The following is a 22,167-nucleotide window of genomic DNA, read 5'->3' as shown; positions in this document are numbered from 1 at the left end:
CTGGCTGACCGAACCACCGCCGAGTGGCTTCATCATGCCCATCGTGAGAGTGCTGCCGCGCCACGGCTTGAAGATGTGAAAACGCAGTATCCCGGAACGCCGCCTCACCGCCGCGTTCGAGTACGGACATTCACGATGTGCGGGAAAGTGAATGATTCCGATCATGTTGAACGCACTGCCAGCCGCTGAAGGCGGCCCCATGACATGCATTGATGAGCACTGAGCCAGTCGAGCCACAGAGCCAGATCTCCGCACCGCAGGATGCGTTTGCGTCGGTACCGCAACAGCAGGAAATGCCGCTGGCGATCGTGCGCGGCGAGCCGATGCTGCAGATGCCACAGGATCTGTACATCCCGCCGGATGCGCTGGAAGTGATCCTGGAGTCGTTCGAAGGTCCACTGGATCTGTTGCTGTACCTGATACGCCGGCAGAATCTGGACATCCTGGACATCCCGGTTGCCGAGATCACCCGGCAGTACATGACCTACATCGAGCTGATGCGCGATGTGATGCGGCTGGAACTGGCCGCCGAATACCTGCTGATGGCCGCGATCCTGGCCGAGATCAAGTCACGGCTGCTGTTGCCGCGACCGCCGATCGAGGAAGGACTGGAAGAGGATCCCCGGGCCGAGCTGGTACGGCGCTTGCAGGAGTACGAGCGGTTCAAGCGGGCGGCCGAGGATATCGAGGCCCTGCCCCGGCTCGAACGCGACAGCGTGGTGGTGCACGCCGAAGTGGGCGAACGCAACGTGATCAAGTTGCCGCCGCCGCTGGAGCTGACCGAATTGCTGCTGGCGCTGAAGGACGTGATGCATCGGGCCGAGCTGTTCGGGCACCACGCGATCAAGCGCGAGGCGCTCAGCGTACGCCAGCGCATGGGTGACTTGCTGAGCCGGCTGGACGACAGCAGCTTCCATCGCTTCGAGAGCCTGTTCGACATCAGCGAAGGACGCCCCGGCATCGTGGTGACCTTCCTGGCCATGCTGGAGCTGGCCAAGGAAATGCTGGTGGAGATTGTCCAGGAGGAGCCGCTGGCGCCGATCTACGTGAAGGCGAAGGCGAGCCACTCCGAAGAATACGCCGAGCTGCCGGCGGCGGACGACATGCAGACCGGCGAATCGGCATTGATCGAGTCGTCCGGCGAATGAACCACACCCACTGAATCGGCATCCGACCCAAGGCCATGCAGATCGAGCAACTCAAACCCATCATCGAGGCGGCACTGCTGGCCTCCACCCAGCCGATGACCGTGCATCAGCTCGGCGACCTGTTCAACGAGGCCGATGACGTCAGCCCCGAGCAGATCGCCAGGTCGCTGGAAGCGCTGGCTGGCGACTGCGACGGCCGCGGCATCGAACTGAAGCAGGTGGCCTCCGGGTTCCGTTATCAGGTGCGCCAGGATGTGCATCCATGGATCACGCGGATGTGGACCGAACGTCCCAGCCGATATTCCCGCGCATTGCTGGAGACACTGGCGCTGATCGCCTACCGCCAGCCGATCACCCGCCCCGAGATCGAACAGATCCGCGGTGTGGTGGTGTCCTCCAACATCATCAAGACCATGGAGGAGCGCGAGTGGATCCGGGTGGTCGGCTACCGCGACGTGCCCGGCAAGCCGGCCCTGTTCGGCACCACCCGCGCCTTTCTCGACTACTTCAATCTGAAATCGCTGGACCAGTTGCCGCCGCTGTCGGAAATTCGCGACATGGAGGATCCGCAGCTGCGCTTCGAACCCGAACCGCTGCCGGCCCGCATCGTGCGCGACCTGCCGATCGATCCGGACGAGGAGACCCCGGCCGACACCGAGCCGGCATCCGAAGCCGGCGACGGTGCGACCGACCCCGAACACGCTGCACCCGCGGACGCCGCGGAGGCAGACAGCAACCACATCACGGTCGACGTTGACACGTCCACCACCTCACCCGGGTTCGACGGGACCGGCCCGGAAACGAGCCCACCCGCCGAGATCCCGACGACCACTGCCGATGAGGCAGCGAACCCCGCCGCGACGGTCGAATCCGACCCCGCCGAGCAAGATACCGAGGAGTACCGCGCATGACTGCGCCGCAAAAATCCGTTTTATCCCTGAAGCGCGAACCGCGCACCGACAGCGACGCCCCCGCACTGGAGGAGCGTCTGCACAAAGTGCTCGCCAATGCCGGCCTTGGCTCGCGTCGCATGCTCGAACAGCGTATCCAGTCCGGCGAAGTCGAACTGAATGGCGCACCCGCCGAGATCGGCATGAGCGTGAAAGCCGGTGACCGCGTGGTCATGGACGGCAAGCAGTTCGTCGTCGCCACCGACAGCCGTGACGAGACCGAGGTGCTGGTCTATCACAAGCCCGAGGGCGTGCTGACCACCCGCGACGACCCCGAAGGCCGCCCCACCGTGTTCGAACAGCTGCCGCGCCTGAAGGGCGCGCGCTGGGTCGCGGTGGGCCGGCTGGACATCAACACGACCGGCCTGTTGCTGCTGACCACCGACGGCGAGCTGGCCAACGCGCTGATGCACCCGAAGAGCGGCCTCGAGCGCGAATACCTGTGCCGTGTGCATGGCGAAGTGCCCGACGAGATCATCGAGCGCCTGAAAGCCGGCGTGGAACTGGACGACGGCCCGGCCCGCTTCGACGAGATCGCCGTGATCAGCTGCGGCGGTAGCCACAGCTGGTTCCGCGTGGTGATCCGCGAGGGCCGCAATCGCGAAGTGCGCCGCCTGTGGGACTCGCAGGGTTTCCTGGTCAGTCGGCTCAAGCGCATCCGCTACGGCAAGATCGAACTGCCGCGCAACCTGCGGCGTGGCGAATGCGAGTCGCTCGATGCCGAGGCGGTCAAGCAGCTGCGCCAGACCACCGGCCTGGGAGCGCCGCAACCGGTGCTGACCCTGAGTCCGGTGCTGCACCAGCGCCGCGCCAATCGCAGCGTCACCGAATACCGTCCCGAACGTGGTGCCGGCACCGCCTGGACCGGCGGTCAGGACGAGGCACGCGAGTTGCGCGCGTACGACCGCATCCGCGAGGAACCGACGCGCGGCCGCAAGCCACCGCGTCGCGACGGCAAGGAAGTCAACGGCAACGTCGCCCGCCCGGAACGTGGTGCCGGCGGCGGACGCGGTCGACGCGTGGCTCCGGGGCAGGAACTGCCGTCGGTACGCACCTGGTTTGCGGGTGAGAACCGCGACGGCAGCAGCCGCCCGGGTGCCCCGCGCGGCAACACGGGCGCCGGCGCCGGCAATCGCCGCCCTGCCGGCGGCAAGCCGTTTGGCGCACGTCCGGGTGGTGAAGGCCGCCCGGCCGGCGCTCCGTACAGCGGCTTTGGCGGCGAGTCACGCGGCGCCGCCAGCGGCAACCGTTCGCCGGCTGGCCGCCCGGCCCATGCGGGTCGCCCGCAGGGTCAGGGTCAAGGCCAGGGCAATCGCCCGGCACATGGCAACCAGGCGCGTCCGCAGGGTCAGGCTGCCGGTCGGCCGCAGGGCCAGGGCGGCAATCGCCCGCAGGGAGCCGGCCGGCCGCAGGGTCAGGGTGGCAACCGCTCGCAAGGTGGTGCCCGCCCGCAAGGCCACGGCGGCGGACGCCCGCCGGGCCGGGGCGGTGGCGGCAACCGCTCGGGCAATCGGTGAGCATGGGCTCGTGCTGACCCTCCCAGGCTGTTGAGCGATGTTGCGTATCTATCACAACAACCGCTGCTCCAAATCACGCGCCGCGTTGGCGCTGCTGGAGCAGCACGGCGCCGAGGTCGAGGTGATCAACTACCTCGACACGCCACCCAGCGCGGCCGAACTGGCCGTGTTGCTGCAACAGCTGGGCATGCATGCACGCGAACTGCTGCGCCGCGGCGAGGCGGAGTATCAGGCACTCGGACTGGCTGATCCGGCGCTCGATGACGACGCCTTGATCGCGGCGATGGTGGCGCACCCGAAGCTGATCGAACGTCCGATCGTGGTAGCCCACGGCAAGGCGGTGATCGGTCGTCCACCGGAAGCGGTGCTGGCGCTACTGTGATCCACACCGGCCTGTCTGAAGAAGCCGCCCACGGGCGGCTTTCTTTTTCATCATCCAGCCAGCGCAGACAGGGACAGGAAATGCACCGGACTTCCCAGACGGGGAAACCCGCCTTTCCGGTACCGGATCGGCCGATGGACTAACCCGGGTCGAGCGAAAATCCGTCGGCATCCATCCATGCCGGGAAGCGTTCGCGATGCTCCAGCAAGGCCAGCGGATCAAGCGTGACCGTGGCCAACTGCTCCTGCGCACCGCATTCGATCAGCGGTTCGCCCCGCGGATCGATCACTGCGCTGTCGCCGGCATAGGGCAGTTCGTTGCCGTCCATGCCGACCCGGTTCACCCCGACCACATAGCTGAGGTTCTCGATCGCCCGCGCCCGCAGCAACGTCCGCCACGGCTGCCGGCGCGGTGCCGGCCAATTGGCGACGAACAGGGCCAGGTCGTATTCCATGCCGGCGCCGGCGGACTCCAGCCGGCGATTGCGCAGCCATACCGGGAACCGCAGGTCGTAGCAGACCTGCGGCAGGATCCGCCAGCCCTTCAGCTCGACGATCAAGCGCTCGCTGCCACTGCCGTAACGGGTATGCTCACCGGCCATGCGGAACAGGTGACGCTTGTCGTACCGGGCGAAGCTGCCGTCCGGGCGCGCCCAGAACAGCCGGTTGTAGACGGTGTCGTCTTCCCGGATCGCCAGGCTGCCGCAGATCACCGCGCCGACCTCCGCCGCCAATGCCAGCAACCATGCCACGCCCTCGCCGTCCATGCCTTCGGCGGCGCTGCGGGTATCGTTGCTGAAGCCGGACAGAAACGTCTCCGGCAGCACGATCAGGTCGCTGCCGACGACCTGGCGCACCAGACCGCCGTAGTAATCGCGATTGGCGGCCGAGTCGTGCCAGCGCGTGGCGCCCTGCACCAGCGAAACCTTCAGCGGTTGCAGCTTCACAGTTGGCATAGCCGCTCCGCCGCCGTATCCATGGTCGCGTCACTCTTGGCAAAGCACAGCCGCAACAGGCGTGTCCCCGGCGCGCTCTCGTAGAACGGGGTCAGCGGGATCGCCGCCACGCCACCGTGCTGCACCAGCCAGCGACTGAAGGCGACATCATCCTCGTCACGGATCGCCGAGTAGTCGACCAGCTGGAAATAGCCGCCCGGCACGTCGAGCAGCTTGAAGCGCGACGGCTGCAGCAATGCGCGGAAGCGGTCGCGCTTGGGCTGGTAGAACGCCGGCAGATCCAGATAGTGCTGCGGGTCGCTGGCCAGGAACTCCGCAAACGCCACCTGCGCCGGGTGGAACGTGCAGAACGTGAGGTATTGGTGGACCTTGCGGAACTCGGCCGACAGCGCCGCCGGCGCCACCGCGTAGCCGACCTTCCAGCCGGTGCAGTGATAGGTCTTGCCGAACGAGGAGATCACGATGCTGCGCTCGGCCAGTTCGGGATGGCGCAGCACGCTTTCATGGCGGGCACCGTCGTAGACGATGTGTTCATAGACCTCGTCCGACAACACCACGATGCGAGTGTCGCGCACGATCGCCGCCAGTTCCTCGAGATCGGCTGCCGACAGCACCGCGCCGGACGGATTGTGCGGACTGTTGATCAGGATCATGCGGGTCTTCGGCGTCAGTGCGTCGCGCACGCGCTGCCAGTCGATCGCGAAACTGGGCACGCTCAGCGGGATATGCACCGCTCGTGCCCCCTGCAGCTCGATCGCCGGCTCGTAACAGTCATAGGCCGGATCGAACACGATCACTTCCTCGCCGGTGCGCACCAGCGCGGCGATCGCCGAAAACAGCGCCTCGGTGGCACCGGAAGTGACCGTGATGTCGGTATCGACGTTGACCTTGCGCCCGTACAGCTGCTCGGTCTTGATCGCGATCTGCTCGCGCAGCGCCGCCGTGCCATGGCTCGGCGCGTACTGGTTGCGCCCTTCGTTCATGGCCCGGCTCAGTGCGTCGCGCAACCCCTGCGGCGGCTCGAAATCGGGAAAGCCCTGACCCAGGTTGACCGCCTTGTGCTCCAGCGCCAGCTGGCTCATCACGCTGAAGATGGTGGTGCCGACTTTCGGGAGTTTTGTTTCGATCATCGTCATTCGGCCGTTTGGATGTCCATAAAGTGTCCAGCGTAGCGCATCGATGGCGGCATGCGCATCAGGGCGCCGGCGGCAGTTCATCCAGCGGCCGGCGCTTGCATTGCTCATGCCTGAGCAAGGTGGCGGCGGGCAATCGTTCGGCCAGGAAATCGACCAGTGCGCGCACTCCCGGCAACATGCCGCGCCGACTCGGGTAGACGAAATGCGCGATACCCTCGGGCGCGCTCCAGTCCGGCAGAAGCACTTCCAGCTCGCCACGGGTGATCGCTGGTGCACAGACGAACTCCGGCAGCAGGGCCACGCCCATGCCGCGCCGGGCCGCCTCCAGCAACACCGCGAAATCGCCGGTGATCAGGCGCGCCCGTACCTCGACACTGACCTGCGCACCGTCGGCACCGATCAATTCCCATACCTGAGCCCCTTCGTGTTCACGCATCGACAGCGCCGGCAGCCTGGCCAGCTCGTCGGGCGTGCTCGGGCGGCCCTGCTCATCCAGCAGGCCGGGGCTTGCCACCAGCTTGGTCCGCGCCTGGCCGAACTGGCGGACAACGAGGTTCGCATCCGTATCCAGCTTGTTGCGTACGCGAATCGCCAGATCGTAGCCTTCGCCGATCACGTCGACCCGACGATCGCTCGAGAGCACGCGTACCTGCATCTTCGGGTATTGCGCCAGAAAATCCGGCAGCACATATGCGATGACGGTTTGCGCCAGCGAGACCGGGCAGCTCAGGCGCACCACGCCCCGTGGTTCGGCACGCAACTCGTCCACCGCATCCTGTGCCGCCTGCGCCTCCTCCAGCACCGCACGGCAATGCGCATAGAAGCGCTCGCCGACCTCGGTGACCACGAAGCGCCGGGTGGTTCGTTGCAGCAACCGTACCCCGAGTCGCTCTTCCAGCTGGGCCACCCGTTTGCTCAGTCGCGATTTCGGCACACCGAGCGCGCGGCCGGCCGCGGAGAAACCGGCATGCTCGACCACGGCAGCAAAGAAATACAGGTCATTGAGGTCCTGCAGGGCGCCGCTCAATATCGTCATGATTGTTTCCAAAGTGGAACGATAAGTCCGTTTACTGCCGTCTTATCGGCAGATTGTTTCGAATATATCCTGTTTGCATCGCCGATCAACCGGCTCGACCAGGAACCTCATCATGAAACTGTTGCATATCGATTCCAGCGCACTCGGCGGTTACTCGGTTTCGCGCCAGCTCACGGCCGACATCGTAGCCGAGCTCAAGCTTCAGACGCCCGATGTCGAAATCAGCTATCGCGATCTCGCCGGCCAGCCGCTGCCCCACTGGACGCCGGTCAGCGACGCCAGCGACCCGGTCGCCATCGTGGGCAACGAGGTGATGGACGAGTTCCTGGCCGCCGATATCGTGGTGATCGGCGCCCCGATGTACAACTTCGGCGTGACCAGCTCGCTGAAAGCCTGGATCGACCGCATCCTGGTGGCCGGCAAGACCTTCCAGTACACCGCGAACGGCCCCGAAGGCCTGGCCGGCGGCAAGCGCGTCATCATCGCCTCCAGCCGTGGCGGCCTGTACGGCAAGGACACCGCCGCCGCCGCGATGGACTTCCAGGAGCCCTACCTGCGTGCCGCGTTCGGCTTCATCGGCATCGGCGACGTCGAGTTCGTGCGCGCCGAAGGCGTGGCTTTCGGCGACGAGCAGAAGGCCGCGGCGATCCAGTCGGCGCGTGACAGCATCGGTACGCTGGTGGCCAAGGCCGCCTGATCGTCCCGGGTCATCCTGATACCGATCGACGCCCTCCCGCCCCGGGAGGGCGTTCGCGTTTCTGCAGGGGCTGCGCCACGGTGGCCGGTGGCACACCGGCGGGCTTGCCGACACACGTGAGGACTCGCGCCGTCGACCGGGTTGGCGACAGACACAGACCTGCCCCGCCCAAGAGTGAGTGCGGAGCATCCCCCGACAAGAGGCCCACCTCCGCGGTGGGCTTTTTGCTGATGGTGACGTCGGGATCATCCCCGGTAGCCCGCGCCACCGGCGAGTAACGCTTGTCAGCAACGACGGCCGAGGTTGCTTGCGGGCAGCCTCCAGCCCAGGCGCAAGCCTGTTCCGACCGGCGCGCCTGCCCGCGCGCACGCTGCCCCGCCGGGAAAACCGCGCATAGGCCATCAGTCATGTTGCGAATTGGCATTCTGCCTATTGACGACCTGAAACTCGGTGTTATAGTTCACCACAACACCACCCAACGAGCTCACCAAGGAGGCCCGTCATGAAAGCGCAAAACCTGATCTCCAGCTTCGCCGCTGTCCTGTTCACGTTCGCCAGCCTGAGTGCCGTGAACTACAACGTGGCGCCGCAGCAGCCGGCCGCCACCGGCAACCACACCGCCACGATCACCGATCTGGCTCCTGTCACCGTCCATCCCGGCGCCGCCGAACTGCGCGCTGCCGCGTTGATGAGCGACATGGGCACGGTCAGCTTCGCCACGACGCCATCGCTGTCCCGCGGTGAGGGTGGCAGCGACATGCAGCAGTTCAGTCTGCTCGGGTCGCAATTGGTCATGCCCTACTATTCGTTTGGCAAAAAGTTTGGCCGTATCACCAAGGAATAAACCATATGACCATCACCTGGAACGACAGCGTCCCGATCTATCGCCAACTGCAGCAGCGCGTGGTGGCGATGATCCTGGACGGCGCCTTGAATGAGGGCGACCCGCTGCCGTCGGTGCGCCAGGTGGCAGCGGACTATCAGATCAACCCGCTGACCGTGTCGAAGGCGTATCAGGAACTGGTCGACGAACAACTGGTTGAAAAAAGGAGGGGTTTAGGCATGTTCGTCATCGAGGGCGCCCGCGCGGCGCTGCTGAAATCGGAACGCGAGCGGTTCCTGCGCGAGGAATGGCCGATGCTGTTTGCACGACTGCAGCGGCTGGGGCTGGATCTCAAGACGCTGTTGCGCGAAGCCAGCGCCGAGAAGGATCAGGCCAACCAGGAGGAGCAGTCATGAGCGCGGTGATCACGGCCAGTGGCCTGAGCAAGAGTTACAACTCGTCGGTGGCCCTGGACAATGTCAGCTTCCAGATCCCCGCCGGGCGCATCGTCGGCCTGATCGGCCCCAACGGGGCCGGCAAGACCACCGCGCTGAAGGCCGTCCTCGGCCTCACCGACTTCACCGGTGAACTGAATGTGCTGGGCTTCGACCCGCGCAAGCAGCGTGACAAGCTGATGGGCGAGGTGTGCTTCATTGCCGATGTGGCGGTGCTGCCGCGCTGGATCCGCGTCTCGGAGGTCGTCGACTTCGTCGCCCACGTCCACCCGCGCTTCGATCGCAGCAAGTGCGAGGCGTTCCTGGCCCGCACCAAGCTGCAGGCAGGCCAGCGCGTCAGGCAGATGTCCAAGGGCATGATCGTGCAACTGCACCTGGCCCTGGTGATGGCGATCGACGCCAAGCTGCTGATCCTGGACGAGCCGACGCTGGGCCTGGACATCCTCTATCGCAAGCAGTTCTACCAGAACCTGCTGGAGGACTACTTCGACGAGAACAAGACGATCATCGTGACCACGCACCAGGTCGAGGAAGTCGAGCACATCCTCACCGACCTGATGTTCATCCGCGACGGCCGGATCGTGCTGGATGCGGACATGGATGCGGTCGGCGAGCGCTTCATCGAGGTGATGGTCAACGCCGACAAGGCCGACACCGCGCGCCAGCTGAAACCACTGGACGAGCGCCAGGTGTTCGGCAAGAGCATTTTCCTGTTCGACGGCGTGGGCCGCGATGTACTGGAACAACTGGGCGAGATCCGCCGACCATCCATCAGCGACCTGTTCGTCGCCACCATGAAGGGAACCTACGCATGAAAACCTTCTACTGGCTCGTGAAACGCGAGTTCTGGGAGCACCGGGGCGGCTTCTTCTGGGCCCCGATCATCACCGGCGGCGTCTTTCTGCTGCTGAACATCATGGGCATCATCACCGCCGAGGTGCTCGGTGCCAGCCACGGCATCAGCATCGGTGCCAGCGGCGGGCTGAAGCAGGTCATCGCCCAGATGGACGCCGGTGACATGAGCAAGGTCGGCCTGGCGCTGGATGTCGCGATGTACTCGGCGATGGGTCTGCTGATCGTTGTGCTGGGTTTCGTGGTGTTCTTCTACTGCATCGGCGCACTGTACGACGACCGTCGCGACCGCAGCATCCTGTTCTGGAAGTCGCTGCCGATCTCCGATGCCAGCACCGTGCTGTCCAAGGTGGTCAGTGCCACCGTGCTGGCCCCGGTCATCGCCGTCATCGCGGGCATCGTCGTGGGCATGCTGCAGTTGCTGATCGTGGCGGTCACCCTGTCCTTCCATGGCATCAACGTGTGGCAGTTGCTGGTGCTGGCGCATCCGTTCAAGGTGATGTTCAACCTGATCGGCTACATCCCGCTTTATGTGTTGTGGGCGCTGCCCTCCGTCGGCTGGCTGCTGCTCTGCTCGGCCTGGGCACGCAACAAGCCCTTCCTGTGGGCAGTGGCCTTGCCGGTCGCCACGGGCCTGCTGATCAGCTGGTTCGGCATCATGGGCCTGTTCAACCTGCCGACCACCTGGTTCTGGCGCAACGTCGTGCAACGCAGCCTGCTCAGCGTATTTCCCGGCACCGGCAGCCTGTTCGGCGGCATGCCGCACCATGTCTCCAACATCGATGGCCTGAACGCGCTGGACCTGGGCTCGACCTACCAGCTGCTGGGTTCGCCCAACCTGTGGATCGGCGTGGTGGCGGGAGCCGCCTTGCTCGTCGGCGCCATCTGGTTCCGCCGCTGGCGCGATGACAGCTGAGTGATGCCACGGATGGGTCGCCTCGGCCCATCCGCTTTCATTGAACGGCGAGTTCCCAGTCGCTTCATCGACGCTCACCAAAACCTTTAACGCAAGCCTGCACCGGAGAGTTTCCATGTCACCACGTCACTTGTTCTTCGCCCTGCTCGCCACCGGACTGCTGGCCGGCTGCGGCAACGGTTCGGACATGAGCGATTTCGGCGGCACCTCGATTGCCAATGGCGGCATTCGGGTCAAGCACGGGGTCGCCATCCTGCATGTCAACGGCGCCCCCAACGCGGTGATCTCCGCCGATGGCGAGTTGAGCATCGACGGGAAACCTGTCGCCACCACCCCGGCACAACAGGCGTTGCTCAAGCGCTATGCCCAGTCTGCGCTCGCCGTGCGCGAGCACGGCATTGCCACCGGCAAGGCCGGTGCGGCCGTGGCGGGTGCGGCAATCCAGGGCGTGGTGGCCAGCATCGCCAGCGGCGACAGCAACCAGATCGACAAGCACGTCGACGCCAAGGCGAAACAGGTCGAGGAACAGGCGAACAACATCTGCCTGGATATCGTCCAGATCAAGACGGCCCAGGATGCGCTGGCGGTCCAGCTGCCCGCGTTCAAGCCCTATGCCGGCATCCTCGCCGCCGATGATGGCGAGGATTGCCACAAGCACGACCGCGTGGTGACCCGGGCCGCCGACGACGGCCCTCAGCCATGATGGGCATCGACACGGGCGAGGTCGGCTACTTGCCCTCGCCCTGAATGCCACCACGGGTCAGCGCCAGCGGATCGAGCAGCTTCTTCAGCTCGTCCTTCGGCAGACCGGTGGTCTCCAGCGCCACCTCGAGAATCGGCCGCTTTTCCTTGTACGCCTGCTTGGCGGTGGCAGCACCCTTCTCGTAACCGATCACCGGGTTCAGCGCGGTGACCAGGATCGGGTTCATCGCGAGCGCCTGATTGACCCGTTCCCGGTTGACCTTGAAGCCGGCGATCGCCTGGTCGGCCAGCAGGCGTGACACGTTGGCCAGGATGCCGATCGACTGCAGCAGGTTGTGCGCGATCAGCGGCAGCATCACGTTGAGCTGGAAATTGCCGGACTGGCCGGCGATGGTGATCGAGGCATCGTTGCCGATCACCTGCGCGGCGACCATCGCGGTGGCCTCGGGAATCACCGGATTGACCTTGCCCGGCATGATCGAGGAGCCGGGCTGCAGCGCCGGCAACTCGATCTCGCCCAGACCGGCCAGCGGACCGGAATTCATCCAGCGCAGGTCGTTCGCGATCTTCATCAGCGCCACCGCCAGTGTCTTCAGCTGGCCGGACAGTTCCACCGCGGCGTCCTGTGCCGCCATGCCTTCGAAATAGTTTTCCGCCGACTCGAACTTCACCCCGGTCAGCTTCTTCAGCTGCGCCGCCACCGCCGGGCCGAACGCCGGATCGGCATTGATGCCGGTACCGACCGCGGTACCGCCCAGCGGCAGCCGGCGCATCCGCTTCAAGGCATCCTCGATCCGCTCGCTCGCCGAACCGATCTGCGCCGACCAGCCGGACAGCTCCTGCCCGAAGGTGATCGGCATCGCGTCCATCAGGTGGGTGCGACCGGTCTTGGCCGTGTTCCTCAATTCGCGGGCACGCTTGTCGATCACCTTCCCCAGATGCTTCAACGCCGGCAGCAGTTGCTCACTGGCAGTAAGCGTGGCACTGACATGGATCGCGGTGGGGATCACGTCGTTCGAACTCTGCCCGTAATTGACGTGATCGTTCGGATGCACTCTCGCGCCGCCCTTCACCGCCAGATGCGCGATTACCTCGTTCGCATTCATGTTGGTGCTGGTGCCCGAGCCGGTCTGGAAGATGTCGATCGGGAACTGGGCGTCATGTTCACCGTCGGCCACGGCCAGCGCCGCCTTGCGGATCGCCGCCGCCTGGTTCTTCTTCAGGTGACCCATCGCCAGGTTGACCTCGGCCGCTGCGGCCTTGATCAGGCCCAGGGCACGGATGAACGGGCGCGGCAGGTGCAGGCCGGAGATCGGGAAGTTGTCGATCGCGCGCTGGGTCTGCGCGCCATACAAGGCGTCAGCAGGGACTTTCAGCTCGCCCATGCTGTCGTGTTCGGTACGAAACGTGTTCATGCGCTGTCCTGGGGAGGCGGAGGGGTTTGCCGATGGCCATCTTCTTCACGATAGGCGTGATTCGCCGCAAATCAAGGGACCGTCATCGCCTCGGCGGGTTCGGGCCGCGCGGCGCAGGCTGTAGAATGCGCGTTTCCCTGACCCACCGGAAACCGTCGATGTCCTCTCACGCCCTCACCGCCCTGTCGCCACTGGACGGCCGCTACGCCGGCAAGGTCGAAACGCTGCGCCCGATCTTCAGCGAATTCGGCCTGATGCACCGGCGCGTGCGGGTGGAGATCGAGTGGCTGCTGGCGCTGGCTGCCGATCCGAACATCGCCGAGCTGCCGCCGTTCGATCCGGCGCAGGTCGCCACCTTGAAGGCGATAGCGGAGACCTTCAGCGTGGCCGACGGCGAACGGATCAAGGCGATCGAGGCAACCACCAACCACGACGTGAAGGCGGTCGAGTACTTCATCAAGGAAAAGATCGGCGCCGACGCCGGCCTGGCGCAGGCGAAGGAATTCGTGCATTTCGCCTGCACCAGCGAGGACATCAACAACCTGTCCTACGCGCTGATGCTGCGCGACGCGCGCGATCAGGTGCTGCTGCCGCAGTTCGATGCGGTACTCGCCCAGCTGCGCGAACTGGCGCATGCCAACGCCGCACTGCCGCTGCTTTCGCGCACGCACGGCCAGACCGCCTCACCCAGCACGTTGGGCAAGGAAGTCGCCAACGTGGTGGCACGCCTGCAGCGCCAGCGCCGGCAGCTCGCCGCGGTGGAGATCTCCGGCAAGATCAACGGCGCGGTCGGCAACTACAACGCCCATGTCATCACCTACCCGGAAGTGGACTGGCGCGCATTCTCGCAGCGCTTCGTGGAGAGCCTCGGCCTCGACTACAACGCCTGGACCACCCAGATCGAGCCGCACGACGGCATCGCCGAATACTGCGATGCCGTGCGCCGCGCCAACATCATCCTGATCGACCTGGCGCGCGACATCTGGGGCTACATCTCGCTGGGCTATTTCAAGCAGACCCTGAAGGCCGGCGAAGTCGGCTCCTCGACCATGCCGCACAAGGTCAACCCGATCGACTTCGAGAATGCCGAGGGCAACTTCGGCCTGGCCAATGCCCTGCTCGGCCATTTCGCCGAAAAGCTGCCGATCAGCCGCTGGCAGCGCGACCTCACCGACTCCACCGTGCTGCGCGCACTGGGCACCGCGTTCGGCCACGGCCTGGTCGCGCTGGAGTCGCTGAAGAAAGGCCTGGGCAAGCTCAACGTCAACGCCGAGCGCATCGGTGCCGACCTCGACGCCAGTTGGGAAGTGCTGGCCGAAGCGGTGCAGACCGTCATGCGCCGTTACGGCCTGCCCGAGCCATATGAGCAGCTGAAGGCGCTGACCCGGGGTCACGGGATCACGCAGGAGTCGATGCACGCGTTCATCAGCGGGCTGGACTTGCCGGCCGAGGCGAAGCAGCGTCTGCTGGAGCTGACACCGGGTAGCTATGTGGGGCTGGCCGAGTCGCTGGCAAGGGACATCTGAGCGCGGCACGAAGGGCAAACAGGCCCCTCGATGGAACGACAGCGCGTCGTATGAGGCCCGCCCTTCTCCCCTCGGGGGAACGCGGGCGCAACGGCGCCCGGAATCAGGCGGCGCCGATCACCACCGGCTCCGGCTCCAGTTGCACGCCGAACTTCTCGTGCACGCCAAGCATCACCCGCTGCGCCAGTGCCCACAGCTGCGGTCCCGTGGCCTTGCCGTGATTGACCAGGACCAGCGCATGCCGGTTGGAGATACCGGCATCGCCTTCGCGCACGCCCTTGAAGCCGGCGGCTTCGATCATCCAGGCGGCGGACAGCTTGCGCCGGCCATCGGGCTGAGGCCATGAAGCCATCTCGGGATGTTCGCGCACGAGTGCCTCGGCAACCGCCGCTTCGACGATCGGATTCTTGAAGAAGCTGCCGGCGTTGCCGATCACCGCCGGGTCGGGCAGCTTGCGCGTGCGCAGGTGCACCACCGCTTCGGCGACATGGAACGGCGCGGGCTTGTCCACCCCCATCCGCTGCAGCTCTTCGGCGATGCCCGCGTAATCGGTGCGCAAGGCGCGGCTGCGCGGCAACACGAAGCGCACGGCCGTGACGATGTAGCGACCGGGCTCGCGCTTGAACAGCGAGTCGCGATAGGCAAACGCGCAGGTGGCGTGGTCCAGCATCACCACGCGCCGCTCACGGATGTCCCAGGCTTCCACGCTCTCGATGAACTCGGCCACTTCGCAACCGTAGGCGCCGATGTTCTGGATCGGCGCGGCGCCCACCGTACCGGGAATCAGGATCAGGTTTTCCAGGCCGGCGTAGCCCTGCCCCAGCGTCCAGCGCACGAAATCGTCCCAGCGCTCGCCGGCGGCCACCGCGATGCGCTCGCTGTCGCCGTCGCTTTCCACCTGCACGCCGCGAGTGGACATCAGCAGCACGGTACCGTCGAAGTCGCCGGTGAACAGCAGGTTGCTGCCCTCGCCCAGCACCAGCAGGCGGCCCTGGCGCACCGCGGGAAAATCGAGCAGTTCGGGCAGCTTGCCGGCATCGCGGATATCGGCCAGCAAGGTCGCCCGTGCCGCTACGCGCAAGGTGTTGAACGTGGCCAGCGAAGCCCGTTCGGTCAGCGTATAGCCGCCCATGTCAATGCGCTCCGCGGGCATGCCAGTCCGCTCCGTCGGCAGGTCGAATGGTTCAGCCACCCTGGGTATCCTCGCGCTGGCGCCGGATTTCGTTGACGCACTCTTCGATCAGCTGCGGCCCCCGATAGATCAGGCCGGAATAGATCTGCACCAGCGACGCGCCCGCGTCGATTTTCTCGGCGGCGTCGCTGCCGTCGAGGATGCCACCCACGCCGATCAGCGGGATGCGTCCCTGCAGCCGTTTGTGCATGCCGGCCAGCACCGCGGTGGAACGCTCGAACAGCGGCTTGCCGGACAGCCCGCCGACCTCGCCACCGCGCGGGTCATCGGCAACCGCAGAGTGATCGATCGTGGTGTTGCTGCAGATCACCCCGTCGATACCGGTGCGCAACAGCACTTCGGCGATCGCATCCAGCTCGGCCTCGGTCAGGTCCGGTGCGATCTTCAGCAGCATCGGCTTGCGCCGGCCCTGCTGCGAGCCCAGCCGCTCCTGCGCCGCGCGCAACAGCGAGATGAACTTGTACAACGTGGCTTCCTGCTGCAGGTCGCGCAGGCCCTGGGTATTGGGCGAAGAGATGTTCACGGTGATGTAGCTGGCGCGCTCGTACACCTTGTGCAGGCAAGTCAGGTAGTCGTTGACCGCCTTCTCGTTCGGGGTGTCCTTGTTCTTGCCGATGTTGATGCCGAGCACGCCGTGGTAGCTGGACTCCTGCACGTTGCGCAACAAGGCATCGACGCCACCGTTGTTGAAGCCGAGCCGGTTGATGATCGCCTCGTGCCGCGGCAGCCGGAACATGCGTGGCTTGTCGTTGCCCGGCTGCGGCAACGGCGTGACCGTGCCCACTTCGATGAAACCGAAGCCCAGCGCATCGAGCGCGTCGAGATGCTCGGCATTCTTGTCCAGCCCGGCGGCCAGGCCGACCGGGTTCGGGAAGGTGATCCCGAAAACGTTGGTCGGCAGATCCGCCGGTGGTCGGGCGACCAGATGGGCGAAGCCGCTGCGCTGGGCCACGCCCAGCCCGTACAGGGTGAGGCGATGAGCCGTTTCGGCATCGAGCTTGAACAGCAGCGGGCGCAGGAAGTCGTACATGATCAAACCAGTTGGCCCGCGAAGATGCGGGTGTCGTAATCGAAGCTTACCGTGCCCCGTTCGGCGCAACGGTCGAACAGTTCGCGCAGCGCCTGCAGCATCGGCTCATGCTGCGGATGACCGACCGGTGGCGCGTACGAGGAAGACATCAACCGACCGCGCAGCGCCTCGAAATCCAGCTGCTGGCCGTGCGCGAAACAGGCGCTGCCACGCAGGCCGGCACCGAACCACGCACGCATCCGCCCATCGTCGGCGTAGCGCTCGGCCACGCTGGCGTAGTCGGTACCGAAGGTTTGCAGCAGCGCTTCGTAGCCTTCCAGAAAGCGCGTGCCGCTCAGCCGGCGCGAATTCCACCAGATCGCGACCAGCCCGCCCGGCCGCAGGATGCGCGCGAACTCGCGCCGTGCCGCGTCCTCGTCGAACCAGTGGAAGGCCTGCGCCACGGTGACCAGATCCACGCTGGCGTCAGCCAGCCCGGTCGCATCGGCGCGACCGTCCACGGCCCGGAATGCCTTGCACGCATGCAACCAGCCCTCGGCAGCACGGCGCATCGGCGCATTCGGCTCCACCGCGATCACCGGATAGCCAGCATCGAGAAACATCCTGGAGGAAATCCCCGTCCCGGCGCCGACATCGGCCACCTGCCAGTCGGCATCCACGCCCTGCTCGCGCTGCAACCAGTCGAGCAGCGCAGGCGGGTAATCCGGCCGATAGCGCACGTAGTCGTCGACGCGATCGCTGAAGCGCGCGGTGGCATGCAGCGGCGGGTGCACGTCAGCCATTGAGCATCTGGCCGCCGTCGACCACCAGCGTCTGGCCGGTGATCCAGCCCGCCCACGGGGACGCCAGGAACAGGGCGGCGTGGGCGATCTCCTCCGGCTTGCCGAAGCGGCCGAACGGAATCTTCGCCAGGGTCGCCTGATACAGCTCGGGCTGTTCGAGCCGCCGGTGTTCCCACAGGCCATCGGCGAACGCGATCGAACCCGGCGCGATCGCGTTGACGCGGATGCGCTGCACGGCCAGCGCCAGCGCCTGCGACGTCGTGTACTGGCTCAGCGCCGCCTTCACCGCGGCATACGGTGCACCGCCGGCCCGCGGCCGGAATGCGGCGATAGAACTGGTGTGCAGGATGCAGCCTGCCGGTGATGCCTCGAGATGCGACAAGGCCGCACGCGACGCCCGCACAGCCGCCATCAGATCCACATTGAAACCGGCGATCCACGCCTCGTCGTCATCCGAAAAACCGTAGCCGCTGGCGTTGTTGACCAGCACGTCGATGCCGCCGAGCGCGCCGGCAGCCTCCGCCACATAGGTGTCGATCGCCTTCGGATCGGCCAGGTCGCAGCTGCGTGCATGGGCGGTGACGCCACAGGCGGCAATCGCCTGGCGGGTCTGTTCCAGCGCCGCTTCGCCGCGGGCGCAGACCGACACCGCCGCACCGGCTCCGGCAAAGGCCAGCGCGATGCTGCGACCGATGCCACGGCTGGCGCCGGCCACGACCACGCGATAACCATGAAAATCGAAAGGGGTGACAGGATGCCCGCTGACCATCGACTGCGCCTCAATGCCAGTGCGAGAACGCCACACCGAACACCATCACCGCAACGACCAGAAAGACCAGCAGCACCCACAGCACCAGTTGCGCATAACCGAGCAGCAGCCCGGCCACGGCCATGCCGTCGCCCTCGAGACGGGCATCCGGGCTCGCCCGACGAATTTCACCGCGCGCCATATGGCCGCAGATGATCGCCACGATCGCGCCGACGAACGGCAGCACGCACCAGCTGAGAATGCCGAAGACCAGGCTCACCACCGCCAGCGAACTGGTCGGGGAAGCGGGTTTGTAGGACGGTTGATCGCTCATCGGGTCGCTCACTCATCGAAGGGAACTTTGTCGAAGGAACTCGGCACCGGCATGCATCGTATCGTCATCGGCCACGGGTGGCGAACCACCCGTGGCCGGCTGCATCGCTTACAGGTCGAACTTGATGCCCTGGGCCAGCGGCAGCGAATCGGAGTAGTTGATCGTGTTGGTCTGGCGGCGCATGTAGACCTTCCACGCATCGGAGCCGGACTCGCGGCCACCGCCGGTTTCCTTCTCGCCGCCGAACGCACCGCCGATCTCCGCGCCCGAGGTGCCGATGTTGACGTTGGAGATGCCGCAATCCGAACCGGCAGCCGACAGGTACTTTTCGGCCGACTTCATGCTCTCGGTGAAAAGCGCCGAGGACAGGCCCTGCGGCACGCCGTTCTGCAGTTCGATCGCCTCGTCGAGGGTCTTGAACTTCATCACGTAGAGAATCGGCGCGAAGGTTTCGGTCTGGATGACTTCATCCGAATTCTTCAGGCCGGTGATGATCGTCGGCAGCACGAAGTTGCCCTTGCGATCGGCCAACGCCTTGCCGCCGGTAGCCACGGTGCCGCCGGCCGCCTTGGCCTTCTCGATCGCCCCGAGATAACCCTGCACGGCTTCCTGGCTGTTGAGCGGACCCATCAGCGTGGTGGCTTCGTTCGGATCGCCGATCTTGCCCTCGACCTGGCCGTAGGCCTTGACCAGGGTCTCGAGCACGTTGTCGTAGATCGACTCGTGCACGAACAGGCGGCGGGTGCTGGTGCAGCGCTGGCCGGCGGTGCCGACCGAACCGAACACGATGCCCGGGATGGCCAGCTTCAGGTCGGCCGACTCGTCCAGGATGATCGCGTTGTTGCCGCCCAGCTCGAGCAGCGAGCGGCCCATGCGCTGGGCCACGCGCTCGCCGACCATGCGGCCGACCTTGGTCGAACCGGTGAAGCTGATCAGGCCCACGCGCTTGTCGTCGACGAACGCCTGCGCCAGGTCGCTGCCGGCGTCGTTGAACAGGAAGAACAGGTCCGGATAGCCGCCGTCCTTCAGCGCGTCATTGCAGATCTTCATGGTGGCGATCGCGGTCAGCGGCGTCTTCGGCGACGGCTTCCAGATGCAGATGTCGCCGCAGACGGCGGCCAGCATCGCGTTCCAGGCCCACACCGCGACCGGGAAATTGAACGCGCTGATGATGCCGACGATGCCCAGCGGGTGGTACTGCTCGTACATGCGGTGGCCGGGGCGCTCCGAATGCATGGTGTAGCCGTAGAGCATGCGGCTCTGGCCTACGGCGAAGTCGGCGATGTCGATCATCTCCTGCACTTCGCCGTCGCCCTCGGGCTTGATCTTGCCCATCTCCAGCGACACCAGCGAACCGAGCGCGTCCTTGTGCTTGCGCAGCGCCTCACCGCACAGGCGCACCGCTTCGCCGCGCAGCGGTGCCGGCGTGGTGCGCCAGATCTTGAATGCTTCCTGCGCGCGCCTGACGATCACTTCGTAGTCGGCGGCGCTGGACGCATGCACCGTGGCGATCACTTCACCGGTCGCCGGGTTCACCGGCTGCAGTGCGCCGGCATCGGTGGTCTTCGACCACTCGCCCTGACCGAGGTAGCCGCCGGAATGTTCGTTGCCGATACCGAGCGACTTGAGGATTGCATGGGACATACGTGACTCCTGAAACTGGAAGGTACCCGCCGGCACCGTGAATTGAGAGCGTTTAAACCATTCATTCTAGCAGGCCGCCCTTTATCCCGCCGGAGCGGACATCCCATGCAACACGGTGCCCGCGACCGGGATGGATCGCGCATCGCCGTCATCCATGCGAAAATCGCCGCGCTGCCCTCGTAGCTCAGCTGGATAGAGCGGCCCCCTCCTAAGGGGCAGGTCGGACGTTCGAATCGTCTCGAGGGCACCAACTGCAACGCACACAAGGGTCGGCCATGCCGGCCCTTGTGCTTTTTGGTGTCGGGGCCGGTTCACGAACTGCACGACAGCATCGAGCAACCGGCCTTGTGCCGCGCCCAGTCCGGGCGCTTCTGCGCGAACGCCTCGCGGCCGGGCTGGTCGTCATACGGATGGCGCATCACCTCGAGCAACTCGTGGATGCCGGCCGGATCGCCCAGGGTGGCCCGGTCGATCGCCTGCTGCGCCAGATAGTTGCGCAACACGTAGCGCGGATTCGCCGCCTGCATGCGCGCCCGGCGTTGTTCGGCCGTCAGCGGATCGTCGGCCAGCCGCGCGGCGTAGCGCGCCAGCCAGTCGGCGAGGGCCGGCTCGGCCTCGCGCCGTTTCGTCTCGTCGTAGAACGCATCGCGCATCGGCAACAGTGTCGGCGCCTGCGGATCGAGGTCGGCCAGCGCGCGAAACCACAGCGTCATGTCGATCTCGGCCACGGCCATCACGTCGTGCAGCGACTGCATCAGCGCCACGTCATCGTCACGGCAGGCGGCCAGGCCGAGCTTGCCCGCGATGTTGGCGCGATCGGCCGCGGCGTACACCTGCGCATAGCGATCCAGCCCGGCCTGCAGCGGCGCGACATCGGCAAACAGCGGCGCCAGCGCACCGGCCAGCCGGCTCAGGTTCCACCACGCCACGTTCGGCTGCTGGCCGTAGCGGTAGCGACGGCGCTGGGCGTCGGTGGTGTTCGGCGTCCAGTCCGGATCGTAATTGTCGATCCAGCCATACGGGCCGTAGTCGATGGTCAGGCCGAGGATCGACATGTTGTCGGTGTTCATCACGCCATGCACGAAACCGACCCGCATCCAGTGCGCGACCATCGTGGCGGTGCGCTCGCACACCTGGGCGAACCACTCCGCGTACAGCGCCTCGCCCTGCCCGGCGAGTTCGGGGAAATCACGGCGAATGGTGAAGTCGACCAGCTGCCGCAGCAACGCGGTATCGCCGCGCGAGGCAGGCAATTCGAAATTGCCGAAGCGGATGAACGACGGTGCCACGCGGCAGACGATCGCACCGGGCTCCGGCGCGGCATGACCGTCGTAGAACATGTCGCGCACGACCGGCTCGCCGGTATCGACCAGGCTCAGCGCGCGGGTGGTCGGTACGCCCAGATGATGCATCGCCTCGCTGCACAGGAACTCGCGCACCGACGAACGCAGCACCGCACGGCCGTCCGCACCGCGCGAGTACGGCGTCGGCCCGGCGCCCTTGAGCTGAAGCTCCCAACGCTCGCCGGCGGCGCTGATCACCTCGCCCAGCGAGATCGCCCGGCCGTCGCCGAGCTGACCGGCCCAGTTGCCGAACTGATGACCACCGTAGTTCGCGGCAAACGGTTGCATGCCCTCGAGCAAGGCATTGCCACCGAACAGCTGCGCGAACTCCGGTGCGGTCACTTCGGCTTCGCTGAAACCCAGCTTCGCCGCCATCTCGGCCGAATACGCCAGCAGACGCGGCGCAGCAACCGGGCTGGGCTCGACCCGCGAATACAGTGCGCCCTCGACCTGACGCAGGTGCGGGTCGTGCTCCGGATCACCGGGCAGATCGCGTACGAACGCGTTGTCGAAGTGCAGTGGAAACATCGCGGACGGGGAATCCAATGAAGACATGCAGGCTATATCCGGGCACCCGGGGCCCC

At 65.9% G+C, this 22,167-nt stretch carries 22 protein-coding genes and 1 tRNA gene; 12 read left to right on the top strand and 11 right to left on the bottom strand.

Annotated features, from left to right (window positions below; genetic code table 11):
- The first annotated feature begins 212 nt into the window (after positions 1-212).
- From ACFPPA_RS08000 to arsC, 4 genes are read left to right on the top strand one after another with little or no spacing between them, the layout of a single operon-like run.
- Complete coding sequence (locus tag ACFPPA_RS08000; protein WP_377319005.1) at positions 213-1,148, top strand: segregation and condensation protein A; 936 nt, start codon at positions 213-215, stop codon at positions 1,146-1,148.
- 35 nt (positions 1,149-1,183) lie between these two features.
- Entirely contained in the window at positions 1,184-2,059 is an 876-nt protein-coding gene (scpB, locus tag ACFPPA_RS07995) for an SMC-Scp complex subunit ScpB (protein WP_377319003.1), read from the top strand.
- Complete coding sequence (locus tag ACFPPA_RS07990) at positions 2,056-3,615, top strand: pseudouridine synthase (protein WP_377319001.1); 1,560 nt, start codon at positions 2,056-2,058, stop codon at positions 3,613-3,615. The genes scpB and ACFPPA_RS07990 overlap by 4 nt, the downstream gene beginning before the upstream one ends.
- Before the next feature lie 37 nt (positions 3,616-3,652).
- Complete coding sequence (gene arsC / locus ACFPPA_RS07985; protein ID WP_377318999.1) at positions 3,653-3,997, top strand: arsenate reductase (glutaredoxin); 345 nt, start codon at positions 3,653-3,655, stop codon at positions 3,995-3,997.
- Positions 3,998-4,136: 139 nt separating this feature from the next.
- Here the strand turns inward: arsC and ACFPPA_RS07980 are convergent, their stop codons facing one another.
- From ACFPPA_RS07980 to ACFPPA_RS07970, 3 genes are all read right to left on the bottom strand, one after another.
- Positions 4,137-4,952 carry an amidohydrolase gene (locus ACFPPA_RS07980; RefSeq protein WP_377318997.1) on the bottom strand — a complete coding sequence of 272 codons (816 nt, stop codon included), beginning with the start codon at positions 4,950-4,952 and terminating at the stop codon, positions 4,137-4,139.
- A complete protein-coding gene (locus ACFPPA_RS07975) occupies positions 4,940-6,082 on the bottom strand; it encodes a pyridoxal phosphate-dependent aminotransferase (RefSeq protein WP_377318995.1) in 1,143 nt (380 codons plus the stop codon). Before ACFPPA_RS07975 ends, ACFPPA_RS07980 begins: the two co-directional genes overlap by 13 nt.
- A gap of 64 nt (positions 6,083-6,146) precedes the next feature.
- On the bottom strand, positions 6,147-7,124 hold the full coding sequence (locus tag ACFPPA_RS07970) for a LysR substrate-binding domain-containing protein (protein ID WP_377318993.1): 978 nt from the start codon (positions 7,122-7,124) through the stop codon (positions 6,147-6,149).
- A gap of 112 nt (positions 7,125-7,236) precedes the next feature.
- On the opposite strand from ACFPPA_RS07970, the gene ACFPPA_RS07965 reads away from it, so the two are divergent.
- The 6 genes from ACFPPA_RS07965 to ACFPPA_RS07940 all read left to right on the top strand — a co-directional run bounded on the left by ACFPPA_RS07965 (position 7,237) and on the right by ACFPPA_RS07940 (position 11,570).
- Positions 7,237-7,821: an FMN-dependent NADH-azoreductase gene (locus ACFPPA_RS07965; RefSeq protein ID WP_377318991.1), complete on the top strand. Its 585-nt coding sequence runs from the start codon at positions 7,237-7,239 to the stop codon at positions 7,819-7,821.
- A gap of 502 nt (positions 7,822-8,323) precedes the next feature.
- Positions 8,324-8,665 (top strand): hypothetical protein, encoded by a 342-nt coding sequence (locus tag ACFPPA_RS07960; RefSeq protein WP_377318989.1) that lies wholly within the window; start codon positions 8,324-8,326, stop codon positions 8,663-8,665.
- A gap of 5 nt (positions 8,666-8,670) precedes the next feature.
- On the top strand, positions 8,671-9,060 hold the full coding sequence (locus ACFPPA_RS07955) for a GntR family transcriptional regulator (protein ID WP_377318987.1): 390 nt from the start codon (positions 8,671-8,673) through the stop codon (positions 9,058-9,060).
- Positions 9,057-9,914 (top strand): ABC transporter ATP-binding protein, encoded by an 858-nt coding sequence (locus ACFPPA_RS07950; RefSeq protein ID WP_377318985.1) that lies wholly within the window; start codon positions 9,057-9,059, stop codon positions 9,912-9,914. Before ACFPPA_RS07955 ends, ACFPPA_RS07950 begins: the two co-directional genes overlap by 4 nt.
- Positions 9,911-10,867, top strand: a complete 957-nt coding sequence (locus ACFPPA_RS07945) for a hypothetical protein (protein ID WP_377318983.1) — start codon at positions 9,911-9,913, stop codon at positions 10,865-10,867. Before ACFPPA_RS07950 ends, ACFPPA_RS07945 begins: the two co-directional genes overlap by 4 nt.
- 115 nt (positions 10,868-10,982) lie before the next feature.
- Complete coding sequence (locus ACFPPA_RS07940) at positions 10,983-11,570, top strand: YggN family protein (protein ID WP_377318981.1); 588 nt, start codon at positions 10,983-10,985, stop codon at positions 11,568-11,570.
- A gap of 25 nt (positions 11,571-11,595) precedes the next feature.
- Here the strand turns inward: ACFPPA_RS07940 and ACFPPA_RS07935 are convergent, their stop codons facing one another.
- Positions 11,596-12,984: a class II fumarate hydratase gene (locus tag ACFPPA_RS07935; RefSeq protein WP_377318979.1), complete on the bottom strand. Its 1,389-nt coding sequence runs from the start codon at positions 12,982-12,984 to the stop codon at positions 11,596-11,598.
- Between the two features lie 158 nt (positions 12,985-13,142).
- Between ACFPPA_RS07935 and purB the strand changes: the two genes are divergently transcribed.
- Entirely contained in the window at positions 13,143-14,510 is a 1,368-nt protein-coding gene (purB, locus tag ACFPPA_RS07930; protein ID WP_377318977.1) for an adenylosuccinate lyase, read from the top strand.
- Positions 14,511-14,613: 103 nt separating this feature from the next.
- On the opposite strand, the gene murB is transcribed toward purB, so the two are convergent.
- The 6 genes from murB to amaB form a co-directional block, all read right to left on the bottom strand.
- On the bottom strand, positions 14,614-15,642 hold the full coding sequence (gene murB, locus ACFPPA_RS07925) for a UDP-N-acetylmuramate dehydrogenase (protein ID WP_377319463.1): 1,029 nt from the start codon (positions 15,640-15,642) through the stop codon (positions 14,614-14,616).
- Between the two features lie 52 nt (positions 15,643-15,694).
- On the bottom strand, positions 15,695-16,732 hold the full coding sequence (locus ACFPPA_RS07920) for a quinone-dependent dihydroorotate dehydrogenase (RefSeq protein ID WP_377318975.1): 1,038 nt from the start codon (positions 16,730-16,732) through the stop codon (positions 15,695-15,697).
- Between the two features lie 2 nt (positions 16,733-16,734).
- Positions 16,735-17,514 carry a class I SAM-dependent methyltransferase gene (locus tag ACFPPA_RS07915; protein ID WP_377318973.1) on the bottom strand — a complete coding sequence of 260 codons (780 nt, stop codon included), beginning with the start codon at positions 17,512-17,514 and terminating at the stop codon, positions 16,735-16,737.
- Positions 17,507-18,283 (bottom strand): SDR family NAD(P)-dependent oxidoreductase, encoded by a 777-nt coding sequence (locus tag ACFPPA_RS07910; protein ID WP_377318971.1) that lies wholly within the window; start codon positions 18,281-18,283, stop codon positions 17,507-17,509. The genes ACFPPA_RS07915 and ACFPPA_RS07910 overlap by 8 nt, the downstream gene beginning before the upstream one ends.
- Before the next feature lie 10 nt (positions 18,284-18,293).
- On the bottom strand, positions 18,294-18,596 hold the full coding sequence (locus ACFPPA_RS07905; protein WP_377318969.1) for a DUF4190 domain-containing protein: 303 nt from the start codon (positions 18,594-18,596) through the stop codon (positions 18,294-18,296).
- A gap of 108 nt (positions 18,597-18,704) precedes the next feature.
- Positions 18,705-20,240, bottom strand: coding sequence for an L-piperidine-6-carboxylate dehydrogenase (gene amaB / locus ACFPPA_RS07900; protein WP_377318967.1), 1,536 nt, complete (start codon positions 20,238-20,240; stop codon positions 18,705-18,707).
- A gap of 173 nt (positions 20,241-20,413) precedes the next feature.
- On the opposite strand from amaB, the gene ACFPPA_RS07895 reads away from it, so the two are divergent.
- Positions 20,414-20,490 (top strand) — tRNA-Arg (locus ACFPPA_RS07895).
- 61 nt (positions 20,491-20,551) lie between these two features.
- On the opposite strand, the gene ACFPPA_RS07890 is transcribed toward ACFPPA_RS07895, so the two are convergent.
- Positions 20,552-22,111 carry a protein adenylyltransferase SelO gene (locus tag ACFPPA_RS07890; RefSeq protein WP_377318965.1) on the bottom strand — a complete coding sequence of 520 codons (1,560 nt, stop codon included), beginning with the start codon at positions 22,109-22,111 and terminating at the stop codon, positions 20,552-20,554.
- Positions 22,112-22,167 lie beyond the last annotated feature (56 nt).

It is taken from the genome of Rhodanobacter ginsengisoli, from assembly GCF_042657065.1.
Taxonomy (GTDB): domain Bacteria; phylum Pseudomonadota; class Gammaproteobacteria; order Xanthomonadales; family Rhodanobacteraceae; genus Rhodanobacter; species Rhodanobacter ginsengisoli.
The sequence above is the reverse complement of the archived record's forward strand: the minus strand, read 5'-3'. Positions and strand labels throughout refer to the sequence as shown.

Excerpts from the sequence above, each read along its gene's own strand:
- ACFPPA_RS08000 (WP_377319005.1), top strand. The coding sequence starts at position 213 with ATGAGCACTGAGCCAGTCGAGCCACAGAGCCAGATCTCCGCACCGCAG.
- scpB (WP_377319003.1), top strand. The coding sequence starts at position 1,184 with ATGCAGATCGAGCAACTCAAACCCATCATCGAGGCGGCACTGCTGGCC.
- ACFPPA_RS07990 (WP_377319001.1), top strand. The coding sequence starts at position 2,056 with ATGACTGCGCCGCAAAAATCCGTTTTATCCCTGAAGCGCGAACCGCGC.
- arsC (WP_377318999.1), top strand. The coding sequence starts at position 3,653 with ATGTTGCGTATCTATCACAACAACCGCTGCTCCAAATCACGCGCCGCG.
- ACFPPA_RS07980 (WP_377318997.1), bottom strand. The coding sequence starts at position 4,952 with ATGCCAACTGTGAAGCTGCAACCGCTGAAGGTTTCGCTGGTGCAGGGC.
- ACFPPA_RS07975 (WP_377318995.1), bottom strand. The coding sequence starts at position 6,082 with ATGATCGAAACAAAACTCCCGAAAGTCGGCACCACCATCTTCAGCGTG.
- ACFPPA_RS07970 (WP_377318993.1), bottom strand. The coding sequence starts at position 7,124 with ATGACGATATTGAGCGGCGCCCTGCAGGACCTCAATGACCTGTATTTC.
- ACFPPA_RS07965 (WP_377318991.1), top strand. The coding sequence starts at position 7,237 with ATGAAACTGTTGCATATCGATTCCAGCGCACTCGGCGGTTACTCGGTT.
- ACFPPA_RS07960 (WP_377318989.1), top strand. The coding sequence starts at position 8,324 with ATGAAAGCGCAAAACCTGATCTCCAGCTTCGCCGCTGTCCTGTTCACG.
- ACFPPA_RS07955 (WP_377318987.1), top strand. The coding sequence starts at position 8,671 with ATGACCATCACCTGGAACGACAGCGTCCCGATCTATCGCCAACTGCAG.
- ACFPPA_RS07950 (WP_377318985.1), top strand. The coding sequence starts at position 9,057 with ATGAGCGCGGTGATCACGGCCAGTGGCCTGAGCAAGAGTTACAACTCG.
- ACFPPA_RS07945 (WP_377318983.1), top strand. The coding sequence starts at position 9,911 with ATGAAAACCTTCTACTGGCTCGTGAAACGCGAGTTCTGGGAGCACCGG.
- ACFPPA_RS07940 (WP_377318981.1), top strand. The coding sequence starts at position 10,983 with ATGTCACCACGTCACTTGTTCTTCGCCCTGCTCGCCACCGGACTGCTG.
- ACFPPA_RS07935 (WP_377318979.1), bottom strand. The coding sequence starts at position 12,984 with ATGAACACGTTTCGTACCGAACACGACAGCATGGGCGAGCTGAAAGTC.
- purB (WP_377318977.1), top strand. The coding sequence starts at position 13,143 with ATGTCCTCTCACGCCCTCACCGCCCTGTCGCCACTGGACGGCCGCTAC.
- murB (WP_377319463.1), bottom strand. The coding sequence starts at position 15,642 with ATGGGCGGCTATACGCTGACCGAACGGGCTTCGCTGGCCACGTTCAAC.
- ACFPPA_RS07920 (WP_377318975.1), bottom strand. The coding sequence starts at position 16,732 with ATGTACGACTTCCTGCGCCCGCTGCTGTTCAAGCTCGATGCCGAAACG.
- ACFPPA_RS07915 (WP_377318973.1), bottom strand. The coding sequence starts at position 17,514 with ATGGCTGACGTGCACCCGCCGCTGCATGCCACCGCGCGCTTCAGCGAT.
- ACFPPA_RS07910 (WP_377318971.1), bottom strand. The coding sequence starts at position 18,283 with ATGGTCAGCGGGCATCCTGTCACCCCTTTCGATTTTCATGGTTATCGC.
- ACFPPA_RS07905 (WP_377318969.1), bottom strand. The coding sequence starts at position 18,596 with ATGAGCGATCAACCGTCCTACAAACCCGCTTCCCCGACCAGTTCGCTG.
- amaB (WP_377318967.1), bottom strand. The coding sequence starts at position 20,240 with ATGTCCCATGCAATCCTCAAGTCGCTCGGTATCGGCAACGAACATTCC.
- ACFPPA_RS07890 (WP_377318965.1), bottom strand. The coding sequence starts at position 22,111 with ATGTTTCCACTGCACTTCGACAACGCGTTCGTACGCGATCTGCCCGGT.